Origin of the sequence: Saccharothrix luteola, from assembly GCF_020859565.1 — a bacterium.
GTDB lineage: Bacteria > Actinomycetota > Actinomycetes > Mycobacteriales > Pseudonocardiaceae > Actinosynnema > Actinosynnema luteola.
In genome coordinates, this window is the sequence record NZ_JAJHUO010000040.1 from 1 (window position 1) to 20,879 (window position 20,879).

General features: G+C 72.1%; 16 protein-coding genes and 1 pseudogene. 5 read left to right on the forward strand and 12 right to left on the reverse strand.

The genetic code is table 11. The features are described 5' to 3' along the window. Window positions 1-218: 218 nt before the first annotated feature. Together LNK82_RS40410 and LNK82_RS40415 are read right to left on the reverse strand one after the other, a co-directional pair. A complete protein-coding gene (locus LNK82_RS40410) occupies window positions 219-1,454 on the reverse strand; it encodes a class I SAM-dependent methyltransferase (RefSeq protein ID WP_230572155.1) in 1,236 nt (411 codons plus the stop codon). Window positions 1,455-1,469: 15 nt separating this feature from the next. Then, the gene (locus LNK82_RS40415) at window positions 1,470-2,852 is read right to left on the reverse strand and encodes an FAD-binding oxidoreductase (protein WP_230572156.1); all 1,383 of its coding nucleotides are present in this window, start codon (window positions 2,850-2,852) and stop codon (window positions 1,470-1,472) included. Between the two features lie 88 nt (window positions 2,853-2,940). Between LNK82_RS40415 and LNK82_RS40420 the strand changes: the two genes are divergently transcribed. Beyond that, entirely contained in the window at window positions 2,941-4,533 is a 1,593-nt protein-coding gene (locus LNK82_RS40420; RefSeq protein WP_230572157.1) for an acyl-CoA dehydrogenase family protein, read from the forward strand. Beyond that, window positions 4,530-5,285, forward strand: a complete 756-nt coding sequence (locus LNK82_RS40425; RefSeq protein ID WP_230572158.1) for a crotonase/enoyl-CoA hydratase family protein — start codon at window positions 4,530-4,532, stop codon at window positions 5,283-5,285. Before LNK82_RS40420 ends, LNK82_RS40425 begins: the two co-directional genes overlap by 4 nt. Before the next feature lie 246 nt (window positions 5,286-5,531). Here the strand turns inward: LNK82_RS40425 and LNK82_RS40430 are convergent, their stop codons facing one another. The 4 genes from LNK82_RS40430 to LNK82_RS40445 all read right to left on the reverse strand — a co-directional run bounded on the left by LNK82_RS40430 (window position 5,532) and on the right by LNK82_RS40445 (window position 11,130). Next, window positions 5,532-6,695 carry an acyl-CoA dehydrogenase family protein gene (locus LNK82_RS40430; protein ID WP_230572159.1) on the reverse strand — a complete coding sequence of 388 codons (1,164 nt, stop codon included), beginning with the start codon at window positions 6,693-6,695 and terminating at the stop codon, window positions 5,532-5,534. 3 nt (window positions 6,696-6,698) lie between these two features. Continuing rightward, window positions 6,699-8,615, reverse strand: a complete 1,917-nt coding sequence (locus LNK82_RS40435) for an acetyl/propionyl/methylcrotonyl-CoA carboxylase subunit alpha (protein ID WP_308257476.1) — start codon at window positions 8,613-8,615, stop codon at window positions 6,699-6,701. Between the two features lie 5 nt (window positions 8,616-8,620). Beyond that, window positions 8,621-10,225, reverse strand: coding sequence for a carboxyl transferase domain-containing protein (locus LNK82_RS40440; protein ID WP_230572161.1), 1,605 nt, complete (start codon window positions 10,223-10,225; stop codon window positions 8,621-8,623). A gap of 116 nt (window positions 10,226-10,341) precedes the next feature. Further along, window positions 10,342-11,130, reverse strand: coding sequence for an SGNH/GDSL hydrolase family protein (locus LNK82_RS40445; protein ID WP_230572162.1), 789 nt, complete (start codon window positions 11,128-11,130; stop codon window positions 10,342-10,344). A gap of 182 nt (window positions 11,131-11,312) precedes the next feature. Here LNK82_RS40445 and LNK82_RS40450 point away from each other — a divergent pair, with 182 nt between their 5' ends. Together LNK82_RS40450 and LNK82_RS40455 are read left to right on the forward strand one after the other, a co-directional pair. Then, window positions 11,313-11,906 carry an SACE_7040 family transcriptional regulator gene (locus LNK82_RS40450; protein ID WP_372470780.1) on the forward strand — a complete coding sequence of 198 codons (594 nt, stop codon included), beginning with the start codon at window positions 11,313-11,315 and terminating at the stop codon, window positions 11,904-11,906. A 141-nt stretch (window positions 11,907-12,047) separates the two neighbouring features. Further along, the gene (locus tag LNK82_RS40455; RefSeq protein WP_230572164.1) at window positions 12,048-14,198 is read left to right on the forward strand and encodes a phospholipase A2; all 2,151 of its coding nucleotides are present in this window, start codon (window positions 12,048-12,050) and stop codon (window positions 14,196-14,198) included. A gap of 3 nt (window positions 14,199-14,201) precedes the next feature. Here the strand turns inward: LNK82_RS40455 and LNK82_RS48525 are convergent. The 4 genes and pseudogenes from LNK82_RS48525 to LNK82_RS40470 all read right to left on the reverse strand — a co-directional run. Further along, window positions 14,202-15,062 (reverse strand): annotated as a pseudogene (locus tag LNK82_RS48525) (acyltransferase family protein); the annotation flags it as partial. Beyond that, a complete protein-coding gene (locus LNK82_RS40460; protein ID WP_230572165.1) occupies window positions 15,059-15,733 on the reverse strand; it encodes an alpha/beta hydrolase in 675 nt (224 codons plus the stop codon). The pseudogene LNK82_RS48525 and the gene LNK82_RS40460, both read right to left, overlap by 4 nt. A 63-nt stretch (window positions 15,734-15,796) precedes the next feature. Beyond that, window positions 15,797-16,444, reverse strand: coding sequence for a response regulator (locus LNK82_RS40465; protein ID WP_230572166.1), 648 nt, complete (start codon window positions 16,442-16,444; stop codon window positions 15,797-15,799). Next, window positions 16,441-17,556, reverse strand: coding sequence for a sensor histidine kinase (locus LNK82_RS40470; protein WP_230572167.1), 1,116 nt, complete (start codon window positions 17,554-17,556; stop codon window positions 16,441-16,443). Before LNK82_RS40470 ends, LNK82_RS40465 begins: the two co-directional genes overlap by 4 nt. A 179-nt stretch (window positions 17,557-17,735) precedes the next feature. Here LNK82_RS40470 and LNK82_RS40475 point away from each other — a divergent pair, with 179 nt between their 5' ends. Continuing rightward, window positions 17,736-18,236, forward strand: coding sequence for a hypothetical protein (locus LNK82_RS40475; RefSeq protein ID WP_230572168.1), 501 nt, complete (start codon window positions 17,736-17,738; stop codon window positions 18,234-18,236). Between the two features lie 87 nt (window positions 18,237-18,323). Here the strand turns inward: LNK82_RS40475 and metX are convergent, their stop codons facing one another. Together metX and LNK82_RS40485 are read right to left on the reverse strand one after the other, a co-directional pair. Further along, window positions 18,324-19,385 (reverse strand): homoserine O-acetyltransferase MetX, encoded by a 1,062-nt coding sequence (metX, locus tag LNK82_RS40480; protein WP_230572169.1) that lies wholly within the window; start codon window positions 19,383-19,385, stop codon window positions 18,324-18,326. After that, complete coding sequence (locus tag LNK82_RS40485; RefSeq protein WP_230572170.1) at window positions 19,382-20,671, reverse strand: bifunctional o-acetylhomoserine/o-acetylserine sulfhydrylase; 1,290 nt, start codon at window positions 20,669-20,671, stop codon at window positions 19,382-19,384. Before LNK82_RS40485 ends, metX begins: the two co-directional genes overlap by 4 nt. Between the last annotated feature and the right edge of the window lie 208 nt (window positions 20,672-20,879).

Genomic DNA, 20,879 nt, shown 5'->3' on the forward strand with positions numbered 1-20,879 from the left:
ACTGGAAGATCCTCGCCACCGGCTACCGCGCACGCCTGACCGAACTCCCAGCGATCATCCGCATCGTGACCAGCCTCGAGTACTACCGCCTCGGCTGGTGACCAACTTCTGAATAACGCTCTAGGACACACGCGTTCTGAACGTAGGACTCGCGCGGGGGTGGGAGCGGCGGGGGGGGGGGGGGGGGGGGGGGGGCCCCCCCCCCCCCGCCTGCTGCGTCAGCCGAGCCACTCCGGGCGCAGCGGCATGTGCGACGTGGTGCCGTCCAGCTTCACGCCCAGCACCTGGTGCAGCTGGATGTTGTTGCGCTCGAAGCCCAACCGGGACGCGGCCAGGTACAGCCGCCACACCCGCGCCCGGCCGAGCCCCACCTCGGACACCGCGTCGTCCCAGTGCTTCTCCAGGTTCTCGCACCACCCCGCCAACGTCATGGCGTAGTGCTCGCGCAGGTTCTCCTCGTGCCGCACCTCGAACCCGGTGTCGTGCATCAACGACACGAGGTGGCCCGGCCCGACCAGCTCGCCGTCCGGGAACACGTACCGGTTGATGAACCCGCCGGTCCGCGCCGGCTGCTTGTTGTCCGGCCGGGTGATGCAGTGGTTGAGCAGCCGTCCGCCCGGCTTGAGCTTGCCGTACAACGACCGGAAGTACGCGGGCAGCTTGGCCTTGCCGATGTGCTCGGTCAGGCCGATCGAGCTGACCGCGTCGAACCCGGTCTCCCGCACGTCGCGGTAGTCGAGGTAGCGCACCTCGGCCAGGTCGGACAGCCCGGCCTCCACGATGGCCTTCTGCGCCCACTCCGCCTGGTTGCGCGACAACGTCACGCCGAGCGCCTTCACGCCGTACTCGCGCGCGGCGTGCATGACCATCCCGCCCCAGCCGCAGCCGACGTCCAGCAGCCGCATGCCCGGCTTCAGCCCGAGCTTGCGCGCCACCAGGTCGTGCTTGGCGAACTGCGCCTCCTCCAGGGTGGACTCCGCGGTCGGGTACACGGCGCACGTGTACGCCATGGACGGTCCGAGGACCCACTCGTAGAACGTGTTCGACACGTCGTAGTGGTGCGCGATCGCCTCGCGGTCGCGCGCCTTGGAGTGCCGCAGGCCGCGCAGCCGGCGCTCCTGCGGCGGCACCTCGATCCTCGTGCCCAGCCTGGTGCGCCCGAGCGTGGCCAGCAGCTCCACCCGCTCGCCCCAGGGCAACTCGCGCATCGAGATCTCGGACAGCAGCTTCAACGCCCCGTACACGTCACCGATGATCTCCAGGTGCCCGGTCACGTACGCGCGCGCCAGCCCCAGCTCACCCGGCGCCGACGCCAGGTACGACAACGCCTCCGGTGTGCGCACCTCGATGCTCACACCCGCGTCGGCCGGCCCCGCGTGACTGCCGTCGTACGCGCTGAACCGCACGGACGCGCCACCTCCGACCGCCCGCTGGAACACCTCCGCCAACCGCATTGGCCCCGGCTCCCTTCACCTACGGAGAACACACTTGGCGTACAAATCGGGCAGCCGGCCCGCCGGGTCGTACCGCTTCTTCAGGTCCTGGTACGTCGGGCCGTTGTAGTTCTCCCAGAACTCCTCCTCGCCGTAGTAGGAGTCGGAGTACAGGGACTTGTGCCCGCCCAGCTCGGTGACCTTGTCCTCGATCAGCCGGTTCCGGCTGCCCAGCTCCTCGTCGGGCCGCAACGACACCGTCGACCAGAAGCCGACGTTGACGTACAGCACGTCCGGGTCCATCGGGTACAGCGGCCAGACCGTGCGGCTGCCGTCCTGGCGGGCCCTCAGCCGCACCGGGCACAGCCACACCGGGCTGATGCCGATCTCCCGGTGGAAGAAGTCCAGGAACTCGGCGAGCCGGTCCACCGGGATCTCCACGTCCTGGATCACCGGCTCCTGCACCGCCTTGCTCAACCGGTCGGACAGCTTGTGCCGCCGGTCCCACGCCACCACCTTGCGGTACACGTCCGAGCGCAGGTACCTCTTGGGCACGAGCCGCCGCACGACCGGGTGCTGCACCCCGAACGCGCGTGAGCACCAGAACCAGTCGGTGTCCCACCGCCACAGGTAGTCGCGCACGGTGAGGTAGTCGACGCGGCGCCGCTGGATGGACCGGTAGTAGATCTGGTTGCCCGTGTAGTCCGAGGTGAACGGCGCGGTGGCGGACCAGTTCGCCAGCGTCACGTACTGCTCGCCACCCGAGAACACCGTCCCGTCGACGAAGTCGACCGGTTCGCCCTGGTAGGAGCCGTCGGCGCAGACCTCGGCGAGCATCCGGGCGCACTCGGCCGCGTCCGCGAACGGCACGTGCCGCAGCCGCACGTACGGCTTCACCGGCTCCAGCTCGATCTCCAGCCTCAGGGTGTAGCCGAGCGTGCCGTAGGAGTTCGGGAACCCGTGGAAGAGGCCGCCGTGGAGGTCGTCCCCGGGGTGCGTGGTGACGACCTCGCCGTCACCGGTCATCACTTCCAGCTCGCGCACGGACTCGTGCGGCAGGCCGTTGCGGAACGAGCTGGACTCGATGCCCAGACCCGCCACGGCGCCGCCCAGCGTGATCGTCTTGAGCTGCGGCACGACCAGCGGCACGAGGCCGTGCGGCAGGGTGGCGTCGACCAGCTGCTCGTAGGTCGTCATGCCCTGGACCTGCGCGGTCCGCGCGGCGGCGTCCACCGACAGGACCCGGTTGAACCGGGCCACGTCGAGGCCGCCGGACTGGTCGGCGCGGAACCGGAAGAGGTTCGACGTCGACTTGGCCAGGCGCACCGGCGCGCCTGCCGGGATCGCCGCGTACTGGCCGCGCAACGCGGCCACGGCCCGCTCGTGGTCGGTCTCCTGACCCTGCCGGTGATCCGTCACGGCACCGACGTTAGGCCGCCGGAGCTTGATCAGCACCCCCAAATTTCACACCCCTCCAAGTTACCGACGGGTAGTACGCTAGGCGGTTATGACCCACGCCACTCATGAGGTGACCAACCAGGTCCCGCCGCTGGAAGGGCACGACGTCTCCGCCGACCCGGCGTTGCTGGACGGCCTGCGGCGCGGCGGCGCGGAGTGGGCCGAACCCGAGGTGCGCGCGCTCGGCGTGCTCGCGGGCACGCCGCACGTCCAGGACCTGGGCCGGCTGGCCAACGGGCACCCACCCGTGCTGCACACCCACGACCGGTACGGGCACCGGGTCGACGAGGTCGAGTTCCACCCCGCCTGGCACGAGCTGATGGGCACGGCGGTCGCCAACGGCCTGCACGCGGCGCCGTGGCGGGACGACCGGCCGGGCGCGCACGTGGCCCGCGCGGCGAAGTTCTACGTGTGGAGCCAGGCCGAGGCGGGCCACGGCTGCCCGATCTCGATGACGTACGCGGCCGTGCCCGCGTTGCGCGCGACGCCCGCGCTGGCCGAGCAGTACGAGCCGCTGCTGGCGTCGCGGGAGTACGACTTCGGGCTGCGGTCGCCGTCGTCCAAGCGGGGCCTCATCGCGGGCATGTCGATGACCGAGAAGCAGGGCGGCTCGGACGTGCGCGCGAACACCACGCGCGCCGTGCCCGTCGGTGACCACTACCTGCTGACCGGGCACAAGTGGTTCACGTCCGCGCCGATGTCGGACCTGTTCCTGACCCTGGCGCAGGCGCCGGGCGGCCTGTCGTGCTTCGTGCTGCCGCGCGTGCTGCCCGACGGCACCCGCAACGCGATGTTCCTCCAGCGGCTCAAGGACAAGCTCGGCAACAAGTCGAACGCGTCCGCGGAGCTGGAGTACGACGGCGCGGTCGGGTGGCTGGTCGGCGAGGAGGGCCGGGGCGTGCGGACCATCATCGAAATGGTCAACATGACCCGGCTGGACTGCGTGCTCGGGTCGGCGTCCGGCATGCGGCTGGGTCTGACGCAGGCCACGCACCACGCGGCGCACCGCAAGGCGTTCGGCGCGTACCTGGTCGACCAGCCCGCGATGCGCAACGTGCTGGCGGACCTGGCGGTCGAGTCGGAGGCGGCGACCACGGTGGCGTTGTGGCTGGCCGGCAACCGGAGCAGGCTGGGGCTCGCGGTGAGCAAGTACTGGGTGTGCAAGCGGGCTCCCGCGCACGCCGCCGAGGCGTTGGAGTGCTTGGGCGGCAACGGGTACATCGAGGACTCGGGGATGCCGCGGCTGTTCCGCGAGTCGCCGTTGATGTCCATCTGGGAGGGTTCGGGCAACGTGGCGGCGCTGGACGCGCTGCGCGCGCTCGGGCGTTCGCCGGAGGCGGTGGCGGAGTTCTTCGGCGAGTTGGACGCGGCGCGCGGCGCCGACCGGCGGCTGGACGCGGCGGTCGACGGGCTCAAGGACGAGCTGACCGACGTGGCCGACCTGGAGGTGCGGGCGCGCAGGCTGGTGGAGCGGATGGCGTTGGCGTTGCAGGGCGCGCTGCTGGTGCGGTACGGGCACCCGGCGGTGGCGGACGCGTTCTGCGCGTCGCGGCTGTCCGGCGACTGGGGCGTGGCGTTCGGCACGCTGCCGCGCGGTGTCGACTTCGGTGCGATCGTGGAACGGGGGTTGCCGAAACTGTGAGCGCCGTCCGGGTTGAGCGGTCGGGACCGGTGTTCACCGTCCTGCTGGACCGGCCCGCCGTGCGCAACGCGGTGGACGGGCCGACCGCGCACACGTTGACCGAGGTGTTCCGCGAGTTCGACGAGGACCCGACCGCGGCGGTGGCCGTGCTGCACGGTGAGGGCGGCACGTTCTGCTCGGGCGCGGATCTGAAGGCGTTGGGCACTCCTCGGGGCAACGACGCGGAGTCGCCGTCCGGGCCGATGGGTCCGACGCGGTTGCGGCTGTCGAAGCCGGTGATCGCGGCGGTGTCCGGGCACGCGGTGGCGGGCGGGCTGGAGCTGGCGCTGTGGTGCGACCTGCGGGTGGCGGACGCCGATGCCGTGTTCGGGGTGTTCTCGCGGCGGTGGGGCGTGCCGCTGGTGGACGGCGGGACGGTGCGGTTGCCCCGGTTGATCGGCGCGTCGCGGGCGATGGACCTGGTGCTGACGGGTCGCCCGGTCCTCGCCGACGAGGCCCTGGCCATCGGCCTGGTCAACCGCGTGGTGCCGACGGGCACCTCCCGTTCGGCCGCGGAGGCCCTGGCCCTGGAACTGGCCTCGTTCCCGCAGGTGTGCCTGCGGGAGGACCGGCTGTCGTTGCTGGAGCAGGAGGGGTTGCCGGAGGAGACCGCCCTGGCGGTCGAACTGGAGCACGGCCGGATCTCGCTGACCGAGGTGGAGAAGGGCCTGCGCCGCTTCCAATCGGGCGAAGGCCGCCACGGCCACTTCTAACCCCCGCGCGTGTCGAACACTCAGGTCCCGCGTGTCGAACCTTCAGGACCCGCGTGTCGAACGCTCAGGTCCCGCGTGTCGAACGCTCAGGTCCCGCGTGTCGAACGCTCAGGTCCCGCGTGTCGAACGCTCAGGACCCCCGAGTTCTCCATTCGGGACGGCCGGTCGCCGACCTGAACGTAGAACTCGGGGGTCCTGAAGGTTCGACACGCCGGACCTGAAGGTTCGACACGCGCGTTTGTGAGGTCAGGCGGAGCGGGTCAGGCCCAGTTCGCGGGCGATCAGCATCTTCTGCACCTCGCTGGTGCCCTCGCCGATCTCCAGGATCTTCGCGTCCCGGTAGAAGCGGCCGACCGGGTACTCGTTCATGAACCCGTACCCGCCGAAGATCTGCGTCGCCTGGCGCGCGTTGTCCATCGCCGCCTCCGACGACACCAGCTTCGCGATCGCCGCCTCGCGCTTGAACGGCTCGCCGCGCAGCATCTTCGCCGCCGCCTGGTAGTACGCCAGCCGCGCGGTGTGCGTGCGCGCCTCCATCTCGGCGATCTTGAACTGGATGGCCTGGTACTCGCCGATCTTGTGGCCGAACGCCTCGCGCTCCCCCGCGTACTTCAGCGACTCGTCCACGCACCCCTGCGCCAGGCCGACGCCGATCGCCGCGATCGCCACCCGACCCTCGTCCAACGTCTGCAGGAACTGCGCGTACCCGCGCCCGCGCTCGCCGACCAGGTTCCCCAACGGCACGCGGCAGTCCTGGAACGACAGCTCACGCGTGTCCGACGCGTTCCACCCGACCTTGGAGTACTTGCGCGACACCGAGAACCCCGGCGTGCCCGACGGCACGATGATCGCGGAGATCTCCGGACGGCCGTCCTCCCGCCGCCCGGTCACCGCCGCCACCGTCACCAGACCGGTGACGTCCGTGCCCGAGTTCGTGATGAACGCCTTGGTGCCGTTGATCACCCACTCGTCGCCGTCGACCCGCGCGGTGGTCCGCAGCGCGCCCGCGTCCGACCCGCTGCCGGGCTCGGTGAGCCCGAACGAGCCGAGCACCTCGCCGCTGCACAACCGGGGCAGCCAGGCCGCCTTCTGCTCGGCCGAACCGAACCGGAACACCGGCATGGTCCCCAGCGAGACGCCCGCCTCCAGCGTGATCGCCACCGAGGAGTCGACCCGCGCCAGCTCCTCCAACGCCAGGCACAACGCGAAGTAGTCGCCGCCCATCCCGCCGAACTCCTCCGGGAACGGCAGCCCGAACAGCCCCATCCGCCCCATCTTGGCGACGACCTCGTAGGGGAACTCCTCGCGCTCGTAGAACCCGCCGATGACCGGCGCGACCTCCTCGCGGGCGAACTCCTCGACGGTCTTGCGCAGCGCCTCGTAGTCCTCGTCAAGGCGGAAGTCCAACATCGTTCACTCCTCGTGGGGCACGACGACGGCAAGGGTTTGGTCCAGCGCGACCTGTTGGCCCGCCCGGACGTGCACTTCGGCGAGCACGCCTGCCACGGGTGACGTGACGGTGTGCTCCATCTTCATCGCTTCGACCACGAACAACGCCTGGCCGGCCGTCACGCGCTCGCCCGGCGCGACCCGCGCCACGAGCACCGTGCCGGGCATCGGGCTGGTCACCGGCCCGCCGCTGCCCGCCGCCGACGACGCGGCGACCTCCGACGGCAGGGTCTCGGTCAACGCCCACGCGCGCCCGTCCGCGCCGAGCCACAGCACGTCGCCCTCGCGGGCCATCGCGTACCGCCGACCGCCGACCACGAGCCACGTGCCCTCGACGTGCGCCGCGAGCCGCAGCGGTTCCCGGCCGTCGACGGACACCTCGTCGCCGCGGACCCGGACCTCGACCCCGTCGATCAGCCACTTCGTCCACGCGTGCTCGCCGACCCGCCACCCGCCGGACCGCTCCCAAGGGTCGTCGCCGCGCGTCGCGAGCTGCCGTTCCAACGCCGCCGCCGCCAGCACCTCGTCCGGCACGTCGTGGCGCGTCAACGACTCCAGCCTGCGCTCGACCAACCCGGTGTCCAGCGCACCCGCGCGCACGTCCGGGTCGGCCAGCAACGCCCGCAGGAACGGGATGTTCGTCGTCACGCCCAGCAGCACCATCCGCCCCAGCGCGGAGTCCAGCCGGCGCAACGCCTCCTCCCGCGTCGCACCGTGCGCGATCACCTTGGCCAGCATCGGGTCGTAGTCGCTGCCGACGGTCAAGCCGACCCGCAACGCCGAGTCCACCCGCACGTCGGACGGCTCGTGCAGCGCCAGCACCGTGCCGCCGGTCGGCAGGAACCCGCGTGCCGGGTCCTCGGCGTACACCCGGGCCTCGACGGCGTGCCGCGACAGCGTGACGTCACCGAGCGCGAGCGGTTCACCCGAAGCCACTCGCAACTGCCACTCGACCAGGTCGACTCCGGTCGCCAGTTCGGTCACCGGGTGCTCGACCTGGAGCCGGGTGTTCATCTCCATGAAGAAGTAGTCGCCGGACGCGCCGTCCACGATGAACTCGACCGTGCCCGCGCCGACGTACCCGACGGCCTTCGCCGCCTCGACCGCCGCGGTGCCCATGGCCTCCCGCAGCTCCGGCGAGACCATCGGCGACGGCGCCTCCTCGATGATCTTCTGGTGCCGCCGCTGCAAGCTGCACTCGCGCTCGCCGAGGTGCGCCACGCCGCCGTGCGCGTCGGCCAGCACCTGGATCTCGACGTGCCGCGGGTTGCCGACGAACCGCTCGATCAGCAGCGCGTCGTCGCCGAACGACCCGCGCGCCTCCCGCCGCGCCGACTCGATGGCGTCCCGCAGCCCGTCGGCCGCCTCCACCAGCCGCATGCCCTTGCCGCCACCACCGGCGGACGGCTTGAGCAGCACCGGGAAGCCGATCTCGCCCGCCGCCTCGACCAGGTCGTCGTCGGTCATCCCGACCTCGGTCCGCCCCGGCACCACCGGCACGCCCGCCGCCGCGACGGTCAGCTTGGCGCGGATCTTGTCGCCCATCGCCTCGATCGCGTCCGCGGGCGGCCCGATGAACACCAGCCCGGCCTTCTCGCACGCCCGCGCGAACTCCGCGTTCTCGGCGAGGAACCCGTACCCGGGGTGCACGGCCTGCGCGCCCGTCGAGAGCGCCGCCTCGACGATCCGCTCGACCGACAGGTAGCTCTCGCGCGCCGACGCGGGCCCGATCCGGACCGCCACGTCGGCCATCCGCACGTGCAGCGCGTCGGCGTCGGCATCGCTGAACACCGCCACCGAACGGATCCCGAACCGCCGCAACGCGCGGATCACGCGCACCGCGATCTCGCCGCGGTTGGCGATCAGCACAGAGTCGAACATCGCCATCACATCCGGAAGACGCCGTAGGAAACCGGCTCGATCGGGGCGTTCGCCGCCGTGGACAGGGCCAGGCCGAGCACCATCCGCGTGTCGAGCGGGTCGATCACGCCGTCGTCCCAGAGCCGGGCCGTGGAGTAGTACGGGTTGCCCTGGTCCTCGTACTGCTGCCGGATCGGCGCCTTGAACGCCTCCTCGTCCTCGGCCGACCACCCGTCGCCGAGCTGGTCGCGCCGCACCGTCGCCAGCACCGAGGCCGCCTGCTCGCCGCCCATCACCGAGATCCGGGCGTTGGGCCACATCCACAGGAACCGGGGCGAGTAGGCCCGACCGCACATGGAGTAGTTCCCCGCGCCGAACGACCCGCCGATGACCACGGTGAACTTCGGCACCCGCGCGCACGCCACCGCCGTCACCATCTTCGCGCCGTGCTTGGCGATGCCCGCCGCCTCGTACTCGCGGCCGACCATGAACCCGCTGATGTTCTGCAGGAACACCAGCGGCACGCCGCGCTGGTCGCACAGCTGGATGAAGTGCGCGCCCTTCAACGCCGACTCGCCGAACAGCACGCCGTTGTTGGCCACGATGCCGACCGGGTGGCCGTGGATCCGGGCGAACCCGGTGACCAGCGTCGCGCCGTACTCCTTCTTGAACTCGTGGAACCGGCTGCCGTCCACGACGCGGGCGATCACCTCGCGCACGTCGTAGGGCGTGCGGCTGTCCGTCGGCACGACGCCGTACAGCTCGGCGGGGTCGACGGCGGGCTCGACGGTCGGCTCGACCTGCCACGGGCGCGGCGCGCGCGGACCCAGCGTGCTGACGATCGAGCGCACGATCCGCAACGCGTGCGCGTCGTCCTCCGCGAGGTGGTCGGTGACGCCGGAGGTGCGCGAGTGCAGTTCGCCGCCGCCCAGCTCCTCGGCCGTGACGACCTCGCCGGTAGCCGCCTTCACCAGCGGCGGGCCGCCGAGGAAGATCGTGCCCTGGCCGCGCACGATCACCGCCTCGTCCGACATGGCGGGCACGTACGCGCCGCCCGCGGTGCACGAGCCGAGCACGGCGGCGACCTGCGGTATGCCGCGGGCGGACATGGTGGCCTGGTTGAAGAAGATCCGGCCGAAGTGCTCGCGGTCCGGGAACACCTCGTCCTGCTTCGGCAGGAACGCGCCGCCGGAGTCCACCAGGTAGACGCACGGCAGGTGGTTCTGCAACGCCACCTCTTGAGCGCGCAGGTGCTTCTTCACCGTCAGCGGGTAGTAGGTGCCGCCCTTGACGGTGGCGTCGTTGGCGACGACCACGACCTCGCGGCCGGACACGCGGCCGACGCCCGTGATGACGCCCGCGGCGGGCGCCTCGTCGCCGTACATGCCGTCCGCCGCCAGCGGCGACAGTTCGAGGAACGGCGAACCGGGGTCGAGCAGCGTGTCGACCCGGTCGCGCGGCAGCAGCTTGCCGCGCTCGACGTGCCGGGTCCGCGCCTTCTCAGGCCCGCCCAGGGCGGCTCGGCCGAGCTTGGCGCGCAGCTCGTGCACGAGCTGCGCGTGCTCGTCGTGGTAGCGCCGGAAGGCGTCGGCCGACTTGTCGGCCGTGCTGCGCAACACCGGGGCGTCCATCGAACTCCTCGCGGTTATCCGTCGTTAACCTGAGGAGATGTTAGCGCTTGTTAACTCCCGTTCACAAGCCGGAGGGGGCCGCGGGTGCGACCCCCTCCGGGTGATGCGGGGTCGGGTCAGCCGGTGACGGCGTTGAGCTGCGGCAGGTAGCCGAGGCGCTGGCCGTTGCGGTTCGGGTGGTAGGACTCCTCCACCGGCCAGGACAGGCTGTTCAGCCACCAGTCCGACGAGCAGATCTCGTGCCCGGTGAACGCGGTGCGCAGGTCGCGGTAGGCGAACGACTTCGCGCCCGCCCGGGCGGAGATGACCTGGTGCAGGGTGTCGGCGGCGGAGTTGATCGCCGCGCGCTTGGTGTCGCTCAGGCCGACCGAGCAGCTGCCCGGCACCTTGTACAGGCGCGGGTAGCCGAGCACGACGACCGTGGCGGACGGCGCGCGGGTGCGGATCTGCGCGTAGACGTTGTCCAGCAGGCCGGGCAGCGTGCCGGTGGCGTAGGCCTTGGCCTGGTTGACCCGGTTGGTGCAGGTCGAGTCGGAGCCGAACGTGCACGTGGTGATCACGTCGGTGAAGCCGGCGTCGTTCCCACCGATCGAGATGCTGACCAGGGAGGTCGAGGCTGTCAGCGCGCTGACCTGGTTGGCGAGCACGTCGCCGGTCTTGGCGCCGGAGCAGGCCACGAACTTGAACGACGCGGGCGCGTGCGAGGCCGCCCAGAGCGCCGGGTAGCTGTACTGGCTGCGCTTGCAGCTGCCGGAGTCGCTGTAGTACGAGCCGGTGCCCGTTCCGGACGAGTAGGAGTCGCCGAGTGCGACGTAGTTGGCGGCGGCCGCTTCGGCCGGCACGACGAGTGCCAGCGCGGCGACGAATGCCAGCGCCGCGCTGGACAGGGTTCGGACAAGGCGCATCGGAGCCTCCCGGAGGGAAACAACGCAGGGTGTGATGCGGAGCACAACAAGGGTTACCAGTAAGTAGTCCTATATAAAAAGAGTGGGTCAAGAGTTAACTACGCGTTTCGACCACCGGCCGGTGATCGTTCGCCGGCCGCCAGGTTAACGACCGTTTACGTGGACGGGGCCGGCCGTTTAAGATGGGCGTCGTGCCAGCCGAGCCAGCGAAGCAAACCCGCCGTGACCAGATCCTGGCCGCCGCCGCCGAACTGTTCGCCCGGCACGGCTTCCACGGCGTCGGCATCGACGACATCGGTGCGGCGGTGGGGATTTCCGGGCCGGCGCTGTACCGGCACTTCCGCAGCAAGGACGCGATGCTGGGCGAGATGCTGACGTCCATCAGCGAGCGGTTGCTCGACGGCGGGCAGAACCGGGTGGCCGCTTCGGGCGACCCGGCGCACGCGCTTCGGGAATTGATCCGGTGGCACGTCGACTTCGCGTTGGACGACCCGGCGTTGATCACCGTGCAGATCCGCAACCTGGCGAACCTGACCGACCCGGACCGGCGGCGGGTGAGGGCGCTCCAGCGGCGTTACGTCGAGGTGTGGGTGGAGACGATCCGCAAGACGTCGCCGGAGGTGGACGAGCCGACCGCCCGTGCGGCGGCGCACGCCGTCTTCGGGTTGATCAACTCCACGCCCCACAGCGCGCACCTGGACCGTGACCAGATGGCGGCGCTGCTCTCGCAGATGGCGTTGGCGTCGTTGTCGGGCGCGCTTCCCGTGCGGCCGTGAAGTCCCAGGTCGCGTGTCCTGAGCGTTGAACTCGGGGGTCCTGAACGTAGGACACGCGGGACCTGAACGTGGGACACGCGCGTTTTGAGCGTAGGACTCTCGCGGGCTGGGAGCAGGACTCTCGCGTACGCTGGGCTGCCAATGGGTGACGTGGCGGTGAAGACCACCGGGGGGTGGCCGGGGCTCCGGTTGCTCGCCCGCCTGCCCTCCTGGTTCAGGTTCGTGCTGGTGGCGCTGGCCGTGTTCGTGTGCGGCGTGATCGCGTCCAGGCCGGCGGGCGCGACCGACACCTCGCCGCTGGAAGGTGACGTCGCGGTGGCGGCGAGGGCCGTCGAGGCGATGGCCCACCCCGGCGCGGCGAACCCGCTCGTCGGGTTCCCGGCCGACTTCGGCGAGGTGACCAACCGCGCGCCGGTGGTGGTCGTCGGGCCCGACGGGTCCACCCGGGCCGTCGACCCGAACGGCGGGTGCTCCGGGCCGGCGGGCAACACCGAGTGGGACTTCGGCACCGGCTGCAAGGCGCACGACCTGGGCTACGACCTGCTCCGCTACGCCGAGCACAAGGGCCGCCCGCTGGGCCAGGAGGCCCGCAAGTCCCTCGACGCCCGCCTCGCGGCCGACATGCACGCCCAGTGCGACGTGAACCCGCGCGGCCGCGCCGGCCAGTGCCACGCGACCGCCCAGCTCTACGCGGCGGGCCTGGAGTTCAACTCGTGGCGGCAGCGCTGGGGGCCGCCCGGCCACGAACCCGTCCTCGCCTGGGGCTTCGGCAGCGCCGTCGTGGTGTTCCTGCTGCTCGCCCGCCTGCCCCGCAAACGGGGACCGGACGAACCCGTCGACGCGCCCCGGCCACGGGCGGCCCACGACCGCTACGCCACGTTCCTGCGGCTGAGCGCGCTCGCCCTGGTGGTGATCGGCCAGTCCGTGATCACCGTCCTGCACTGGGCAGGCGTGAGCGCGACCTGGCTGTGGCTGCTCACCTGGGCGTTGCAGGCCATCCCGGTCTTCTACTTCGCGGGCGGCCACGCCAACCTCACCGCCTGGCACGCCGTGCAGGCCGACCACGGCGGCTACGGCCGCTACCTGGCCGGGCGCATCTCCTGGCTGCTGCGACCCGTGCTGGCGTTCGTGCTGGCCTGGCTGGTCCTGCCGCTGCCGCTCGAACTGCTCGACGTGGACAAGTCGCGGGTGGAGATGTTCGGCCGGCTCATCGCGCACCCGCTGTGGTTCCTCGGCCTGTACCTGGTCGCGGTCGCCGCCACGCCGGTCATGGCCTGGCTGCACCGCAACGCCCGCCTGGCCACGCCCGTCGCGCTGGTCGCCGCCATGATCGTGGTCGACCTCGCCCGCATCGGCTTCACGTGGCGCACCGGCGGCTACCTCAACCTGGTGCTGGGCGCGCTGCTGCTGCAACAACTCGGCTTCCACTACGCCGACGGCAGCCTGCACCGCGTCTCGCGCAAGGTGCTCGGCGCCCTCGCGGTCGCCGCCGTGCCGGCGCTACTCGCGCTGATCACGTTCGGCGGCTACCCGCGCACGATGATGCCGCTGCCCGGTGAGGGCAGCTCGAACCTCAGCCCGCCCACCGTGTGCCTGCTCGTGCTCGGCCTCGCCCAGATCTGCGTCGTGCTGCTGCTCAAGCCCCGCGTCACGGCCTGGCTCGCCGGCAGCAGGCCGTGGCGGGTCGTCGAGTTCGCCCGGACCACGCCCATGACGGTCTACCTCGGCTACCTGACCGTGCTGGCCGCCGTGATCGGGGTGCTCGGCCTGCTCGACTCGCCGGCCGCGTTCGACTGGGTCGCCACCAAGCCGCGCTGGCTGGCCGTGCTGGTGCTGCTGCTCCTGCCCGTGCTGGCCGTGTTCCACCGCTTCGAGCGCAACGCCGCGCTCAGCCCCTGCCGCACCCGCGAGACCCACCGCACCCGGCTCGCGGTCACGCTCGGCGCGGGCTACGGGGTGCTCGGCGTCCTCGGGTTCGTGGTCACCGGGTTTGCGGGCGCGGCGGGCACGCTGGTCGTCTTCAAGGTCGACCCGCTCCAGAACCTGATCCACCTGCTGCTGGGCTGGTACCTGCTGCACACCGCGCACGCCGGCACGTGCCACGGCCGCCGTCCCTGGCTGCTCACCGCGCTGGCCTGCGTGCCGCCGCTGCTGGTGCTGGAGCCCACGGGCGCGATGGTCGTCCTGCACGGCGCGACGATCGTCGTCGCCCTGGCCGCGGCGGTACCGAAGCAGGACCAGGCACACGCCGGTGAACACCGGCAGCCACGTCCCGCGTTCCAACACCCATAGGGCGTCCGACGGCGGCGTGTGCAGGCCGCGCAACGAGCCGAACACCGATCCCGCCAACGTCACCACCAGCAACGCGCTCTGGTGCACCAGGAAGATCGGCAGCGCCCGCGCGTTCAGCCCCCGGGCCGGGAACGACGGCCGGACCAGCAGCACCAGCCCCACCTGCGCCAGCGCCAACGCCAGCGCGGCGGCCGACGGCGGCGACAGGTTCGACTCCGCCGCGCCCGGCACACCGACCGCGCTCGCCGGGTACCCGGCGGCCAACAGCAGCGCGAACGCCGGCCCGCCGGCCACCGACAGCACCGCACCCCATGAGCGGTGCTGCCCGCGTTGGGCCACGAGCACACCCACCTGCCACGGCGCCCACCACACCGCGACCACGTTCACCCAGCCGACGTCCACCGCCACCAGCGCCACCGGGATCACCACGCCCCACCACCCCAGCCGCCGCAGCAACGGCGTGAACGCCGACAGCACCACGTACACGGCGAGGAACCACAACGGCGTGACGACGAGGTACCCGACGGTCATCACGGTCTGCTGCGGCAACCCGCGCAGCGACAGTCCGAACAGGACCGCCGCCCACGCGCCCAGCAGCACCACCACCGGCAGCACGAGCTTGCGCGCCCGCGACCACCACGGCACGCCCGAGCGCACCGCGCCGAACCCGCCGGTGAAGAAGAACAACCCCAACGTCTGGAGCACCCACGTCAGCGGCGCCAGCTCCGGCATCCACCGCAGCGGGCTGTCCACCACCAACCCTTCACCAGTGAGCACCACGGCCGTCACCAGCCAGTGCCCCAGCACCACCCCGACGATGGCGATCGCGCGCGTCGCGTCGATCACCGGGTCCCGTCGCGTCATGGCGTCTCCCCCACCGCAATCCGGGCCAGGGCGCGCAAGGACGCCGTGCCCTGCCGGAAGTACTCGTCGTGGCCGATGTCGCCGACGTCGAACACCCGCGCGCCGAACGCCGGCGCGACCGGGTCCGCCCCGTGCCCCAGGTCCCCCAGCCGCACGGAGGGCACCCACCGCGTCCAGTCCCGTCCGCCGCGCGCCGCCCACACCCGCGCGCCGGACGTCACCGAGTCCACCCGCACGCCGGGTGACCCGAGGAGCACCACGTCGTCGACGGGCGGCTGGGCCAGCCCGCACACCACCGACCCGTAGCTGTGGCACATCAGGTGCACGTGCCCCGGCAACGTCCGCACGTACTCGTCCAGCGCGACCGCGCCCGCCCGTGCCAACCGGCCGCCGGCCGCGTCCACCCCGAGCCCGGACGGCGTCCGGTACCCCAGCCACGCGACCACCGCGACGTCGTCCCGCCCGACGGACGCGTGCAGGTCGCGCGCCATCCGCCCGACCGTGTCGTCGAACCGCCCGTCGTCCACATCGGACCCCGGCACGACGACCGCGACGTGCGCGGCCCGGGCGAGGTCGCCGCGCACCTCGACCCTGGGCGTGAACGGCGGCGGGTCGCCACCCGGCACCGCCAGGACCAGCAGCGCGGCCACCAACGCGATCTTCTTCGGCATGGTGCCGAAACTAGGAAGGCCACGCCCCTCGGATCGTCACCCCGCGGTGCCGTTCCGGAGGCCCTACCCGGGTACCACGAGACCGGACTCGTAGGCCGCGATCACGGCTTGCGCCCGGTCGCGCAGGCCGAGCTTCATCAACACCCGGCTCACGTGCGTCTTCACCGTCTGCTCGGCCAGCACCAGGTGCGCGGCGATCTCGCCGTTGGACAGGCCCTGCGCGATCAGCCGCAGCACCTCGGTCTCCCGCTCGGTCAACGCGGTCAGCGCGGCGGGCTTCACCACCCGCACCGGCTGCGCCTTCACGAAGTCCTCGATGAGCCGCTTGGTCACCGACGGGGCCAGCAACGCCTCGCCCCGCGCCACCACCCGCACCGCGGCCAGCAGCTCGCTCGCGGGCGCGTGCTTGAGCAGGAACCCGCTCGCACCGGCCCGCAACGCCTCGTAGACGTAGTCGTCCAGGTCGAACGTGGTCAGCACGAGCACCTTGACCGGGTCGTCGGCCAGCAGCCTGGTCGCGGTCAGCCCGTCCATCTCCGGCATCCGCACGTCCATCAGCACCACGTCCGGCCGCAGCCTGCGGACCTCGCTGACGGCGGCGACGCCGTCGCCGGCCGACCCGACCACGCTGATGTCCGCCTGGGCGTCCAGCAGCGCGGAGAACCCCTCGCGCACCATCTCCTGGTCGTCCGCGACCAGCACCCGGATCATCGCTGCCCCACCGGCACGGTCGCCCGCACTTCGAACCCCCCGTCCGCGGTCGGTTCGGCGGTCAGCGAACCGCCGTGCACCGCCACCCGTTCCCGCATGCCCCGCAGGCCGTGCCCGCCGCCACCACCGAGCGACGGCCCGCCCGCCGTGTTCCGCACGACGACCCGCAGCTCGTCGTCCACCAGGTCGACGGTGACCGACGTGGTCGCGCCCGGGGCGTGCCGACCGGCGTTCGTGAGCGCCTCCTGCACGATCCGGTACGCGGTCAGCCCGACGGCCCCCGGCACCTCGGCGTCGGTGACGGACGCGTCCGCGTGCAGCGACCGGATGTCGGCCAAGCCCGGCTGCGGCGTCCGGTCGGCCCGCCGGTCGGACTCCCGCAGCACGCCGAGCAGCTGCTGCATGTCCGTGATCGCGGCCCTGGCCGCCGCGCCGAGCTCGGCGAACTCCTGCTTGCCCGCCTCGGGCAGGTCCGCGATCCGGTAGGGCGCGGTCTCGCACCGGACCACCACCAGCGACATGTGGTGCGCGACCACGTCGTGCATCTCGCGGGCGATCCGGGCGCGCTCGACCAGCGCCGCCTTCTCGTCCTGCTCGGCGTGGAACCGCCGCTCGGCCCGCCCGCGCGCGCCGAACGCGTACCCGAGCAGGAGCACCAGCAGCAGCAGGCCGATGGTCGGCAGGGCCCCGCCCGACCGCTCCACCCAGAGCACCACGCCGGACGTGATCAACGCCACGAGCAGCACGACCCGGCCGCGGTGCACGGTCGCGACCGCCAGCAGCACCGGCACGTACCACCACCACTGCCAGCCGCCCAGGGCCGCGGGTTCCGAGGGCGTCAGCAGCCGCATGGCCACCAGACCGGCCGTGGCCAGCCGCCACGCCACGAGCGTGGAGCGCAGGGTCAGCGCGGTGCTGCCGGCGACGATCGCGAACAGCAGCGGCCACCAGCCGTCCGGTTCCTCCCGCGTGACGTAGTCGGAGCTCACCCCGATCGCGATGATCAAGCCGTGGAGCAGCACCAACGCCGTCAGCGGGTGGCGGAAGCGGAAGCCGTCGAAGACCCGCGAGCGGTCGCGGAACAGCACGACCTGGAGGAGAGTGCGGATCACGGCCCCGATGCTATGCGGCAGGTCGCGCCGACACATGCCACCACGGTCTGTCATACCCCGGTACGACGCGCCCATACCGGAGAGGCGGCGCACCGGACAAGCCGTTGCGGCGGGCGAACACCACCGGGTAGGCAATATGCAGAGCTGTGCGCCCCTACTCCGTGTTGGAAGATGGCTGAATGCACCCGCAGCAAGATCCGGATCGCTGGTCGCGGCTCCAGGCCGTGGCCGGTGAAGCCCTGACCGCGGCCAAGGTCGGGGAGGACGCGGTCGCGGTCGACCTCGTCACCGGGTACCTCAGCGGCTCGCCCGAGGGCAACGAGGAGATCCGGGAGCTGGTCCTCCTGCTGTTCTCCGAGTGCAGCGCCATGGTCGCCGCCCTCGGCTCGGGCGGCGCGACCCCGGTGAAGATGCAGGTCTTCGACGAGGACGGGCAGGAGGTGCCGATCGACGACGCCGACCCGCCGGTCCGCACCGCGATCCGCACGCTGCTCGCCGAGGTGCACGGCGACCAGGAGGCGGCGGCCGAGCAGATCGAGATCGCGCTGGCCAACGGGCAGCCGCAGGAGCTGGCCACGGTGGTGCTCCAGGCCCTGCGGTGGACGGTGAAGCTGGCCGTGGAGTGCGGCCTGCGCGAGCTGCCCGTGTCGCCCTGGATCGCGAGCGCGCTCGAGGAGTAGGCCCGATCGGGTGGTCATTCAGGCCTCGTCGAACCGCAGCGGCATCCCGCGGGCCGACCGGGGGTTCACCCGCACCGCGGTCAGGTGCTAGCCGGTCCCGAGCAGTTCCGAGACCAGCTTCGACACCTGGTCGACCTCGATGAGGAACGCGTCGTGGCCGTGGGGCGAGGTCACCACGCGCAGCTCGCCGGCACCGGGCAGGCCGTCGGCGACCTCGGCCTGCTGCCGCAGCGGGTAGAGGCGGTCGGAGTCGATCCCGATCACGACGGCGCGGGCCGTGACGCGGCGCAGCGCGGCCCGCACCCCGCCCCGGCCGCGGCCGACGTCGTGGCTGTTCATGGCCTCGGTGAGGGTGACGTAGCTGGCCGGGTCGAACCGGCGGACCAGCTTGGCCGCTTGGTGGTCCAGGTAGGACTCCACCTGGTACCGGCCGTCCGCGCGCACCTCGCGGCCGAACCGGGCGACCAGCTCGGACTCGCTGCGGTAGCTGATGTGCGCGATCCGACGCGCCACGCCGAGGCCGCCGACCGGGTCGAGCCGGATGGCGTGCAGCTGGGCGGACGCCAGCGCGATGTGCTCGGCCGTGGAGGCCGCGGGCGCGGCCAGCACGAGCAGCGACCGCACGCGGTCCGGCTCGGACACCGCCCACTCCAACGCCCGCATCCCGCCCATGGAACCGCCCAGAACGGCGGCCCACGCGTCGACACCCAGCGCGTCGGCCAGCAGCACCTCGGCCGCCACCTGGTCGCGCACCGTGATCCGGGGGAACCGCGGGCCCCACGGCCTGCCGTCCGGGGCGGTCGCCCACGGGCCTGTGGTGCCCTGGCAGCCGCCCAGCACGTTCGGCGCGACCACGAACCAGCGCTCGGGGTCCAGCGCGCGCCCCGGGCCGACCAGGCCGTCCCACCAGCCCGGCGTGGGGTGGCCCGGTCCGGCGGGGCCCGCCACGTGGCTGTCGCCGGTCAGCGCGTGCAGCACCAGCACGGCGTTCGAGCGTTCCGCGTTCAGCTCGCCCCAGGTCTCGTAGGCGATCGACAGCGGCAGGCCGGGCAGCGCGCCGCGGAACCACCGCCGTCGCCCGTTCGGGTCCCCCTCCCGCCACCCGCCGGCGGCGGGAGGGGTCTTCCCGGTAGTGGACTCGCGGCTCACAGCACCGACTTGGCGGCGCGGAAGCCCGCCTCCAGGTCGGCCTTGAGGTCCTCCACGCCCTCGATGCCCACCGACAGCCGCACGAGGCCCGGCGTGACGCCGGACACCACCTGCTGCTCGGGGGAGAGCTGGCTGTGCGTGGTGCTGGCCGGGTGCACGATCAGGCTGCGGACGTCGCCGATGTTCACCAACTGGCTGAACAGCTCCACGCCGTCCACGAACGCGCGGCCCGCCGCCACGCCGCCACGCAGCTCGAACGACACCACGCCGCCCGTGCCCGTCGGCAGGTACTTCCGCGCCAAGTCGTGCCACGGGCTCGACGGAAGGCCCGCGTAGTGCACCTTCTCGACCTCGTCGCGCGCCTCCAGCCACCGGGCCAGCTCCAGGGCGTTCGCCGAGTGCCTGTCGATGCGCAACGACAGCGTCTCGATGCCCTGGAGGATCAGGAAGCTGGTCAGCGGCGCGATGGCGGCGCCGGTGTCGCGCAGGCCCTGCACCCGCAGCTTCGCGGCGAACGCGCCGTGCCCGAGCGCGGGCCAGTACCGCAGGCCGTGGTAGCTGGGGTCGGGCTCGGTGAAGTCCGGGAACTTCGCCGCGTCGGAGTACTCGAACGTGCCGCCGTCCACCACGATGCCGGCGACCGCGGTGCCGTGCCCGCCCAGGTACTTCGTGGCCGAGTGGACCACGATGTCCGCGCCGTGCTCGATCGGGCGCACCAGGTACGGCGTGGGCACGGTGTTGTCCACCACCAGCGGCACACCGGCCGCGTGCGCCACCTCGGCGACCGCCGCGATGTCCAGCACGTTGCTGCGCGGGTTGGCCAGCGACTCGGCGAAGAGCAGCTTGGTGTTCGGCCGCACGGCGGCGCGCCACGCGTCCAGGTCGTCCGGGTCGTCCACGAAGGACACCTCGATGCCCAGCTTGGGCAGCGTGTAGTGGAACAGGTTGTACGTGCCGCCGTAGAGGGACGCGCTGGACACCAGGTGGTCGCCCGCGCGGGCCAGGTTGAGCACCGCGGCGGTCTCGGCGGCCTGCCCGGACGCGAACGCCACCGCCGCCACGCCGCCTTCCAGCGCGGCGACCCGCTGCTCCAGCACGTCCTGGGTGGGGTTGTTGATGCGGGTGTAGATGTTGCCCGGCTCGGCCAGGCTGAACAGCGCCTCGCCGTGCGCGGAGTCCCGGAACACGTACGAGGTGGTCTGGTAGATCGGGGTGGCACGCGCGCCCGTCGCGGGGTCTGGCGCGGCGCCGGAGTGGACCTGCTTGGTGTCGAAGGACCAGGACATGCGGGTGGGCTCCTGTCTCGTTCTACGGGCACGCCGAAGACACCGGGCGTGCTCGGTTCGCGGGCTCGATCAGCCGCGGTGACAGGCCATGCCGGTGACGCGCACGTAGTCCACGTGCCGACGGGTCACGAGCGGGATCATGGGCTGAACGTAGCGCTGGGTGACGGTCCACGACAGGGCGTCCAGGTCTTGGGACGCTTAGGGTTCG

What these genes read in the sequence shown, in the direction of transcription:
- LNK82_RS40410 (WP_230572155.1), bottom strand. Translation starts at nt 1,454, where the DNA reads ATGCGGTTGGCGGAGGTGTTCCAGCGGGCGGTCGGAGGTGGCGCGTCC.
- LNK82_RS40420 (WP_230572157.1), top strand. Translation starts at nt 2,941, where the DNA reads ATGACCCACGCCACTCATGAGGTGACCAACCAGGTCCCGCCGCTGGAA.
- LNK82_RS40430 (WP_230572159.1), bottom strand. Translation starts at nt 6,695, where the DNA reads ATGTTGGACTTCCGCCTTGACGAGGACTACGAGGCGCTGCGCAAGACC.
- LNK82_RS40435 (WP_308257476.1), bottom strand. Translation starts at nt 8,615, where the DNA reads ATGTTCGACTCTGTGCTGATCGCCAACCGCGGCGAGATCGCGGTGCGC.
- LNK82_RS40440 (WP_230572161.1), bottom strand. Translation starts at nt 10,225, where the DNA reads ATGGACGCCCCGGTGTTGCGCAGCACGGCCGACAAGTCGGCCGACGCC.
- LNK82_RS40445 (WP_230572162.1), bottom strand. Translation starts at nt 11,130, where the DNA reads ATGCGCCTTGTCCGAACCCTGTCCAGCGCGGCGCTGGCATTCGTCGCC.
- LNK82_RS40450 (WP_372470780.1), top strand. Translation starts at nt 11,313, where the DNA reads ATGGGCGTCGTGCCAGCCGAGCCAGCGAAGCAAACCCGCCGTGACCAG.
- LNK82_RS40455 (WP_230572164.1), top strand. Translation starts at nt 12,048, where the DNA reads ATGGGTGACGTGGCGGTGAAGACCACCGGGGGGTGGCCGGGGCTCCGG.
- LNK82_RS40460 (WP_230572165.1), bottom strand. Translation starts at nt 15,733, where the DNA reads ATGCCGAAGAAGATCGCGTTGGTGGCCGCGCTGCTGGTCCTGGCGGTG.
- LNK82_RS40465 (WP_230572166.1), bottom strand. Translation starts at nt 16,444, where the DNA reads ATGATCCGGGTGCTGGTCGCGGACGACCAGGAGATGGTGCGCGAGGGG.
- LNK82_RS40475 (WP_230572168.1), top strand. Translation starts at nt 17,736, where the DNA reads ATGCACCCGCAGCAAGATCCGGATCGCTGGTCGCGGCTCCAGGCCGTG.
- LNK82_RS40485 (WP_230572170.1), bottom strand. Translation starts at nt 20,671, where the DNA reads ATGTCCTGGTCCTTCGACACCAAGCAGGTCCACTCCGGCGCCGCGCCA.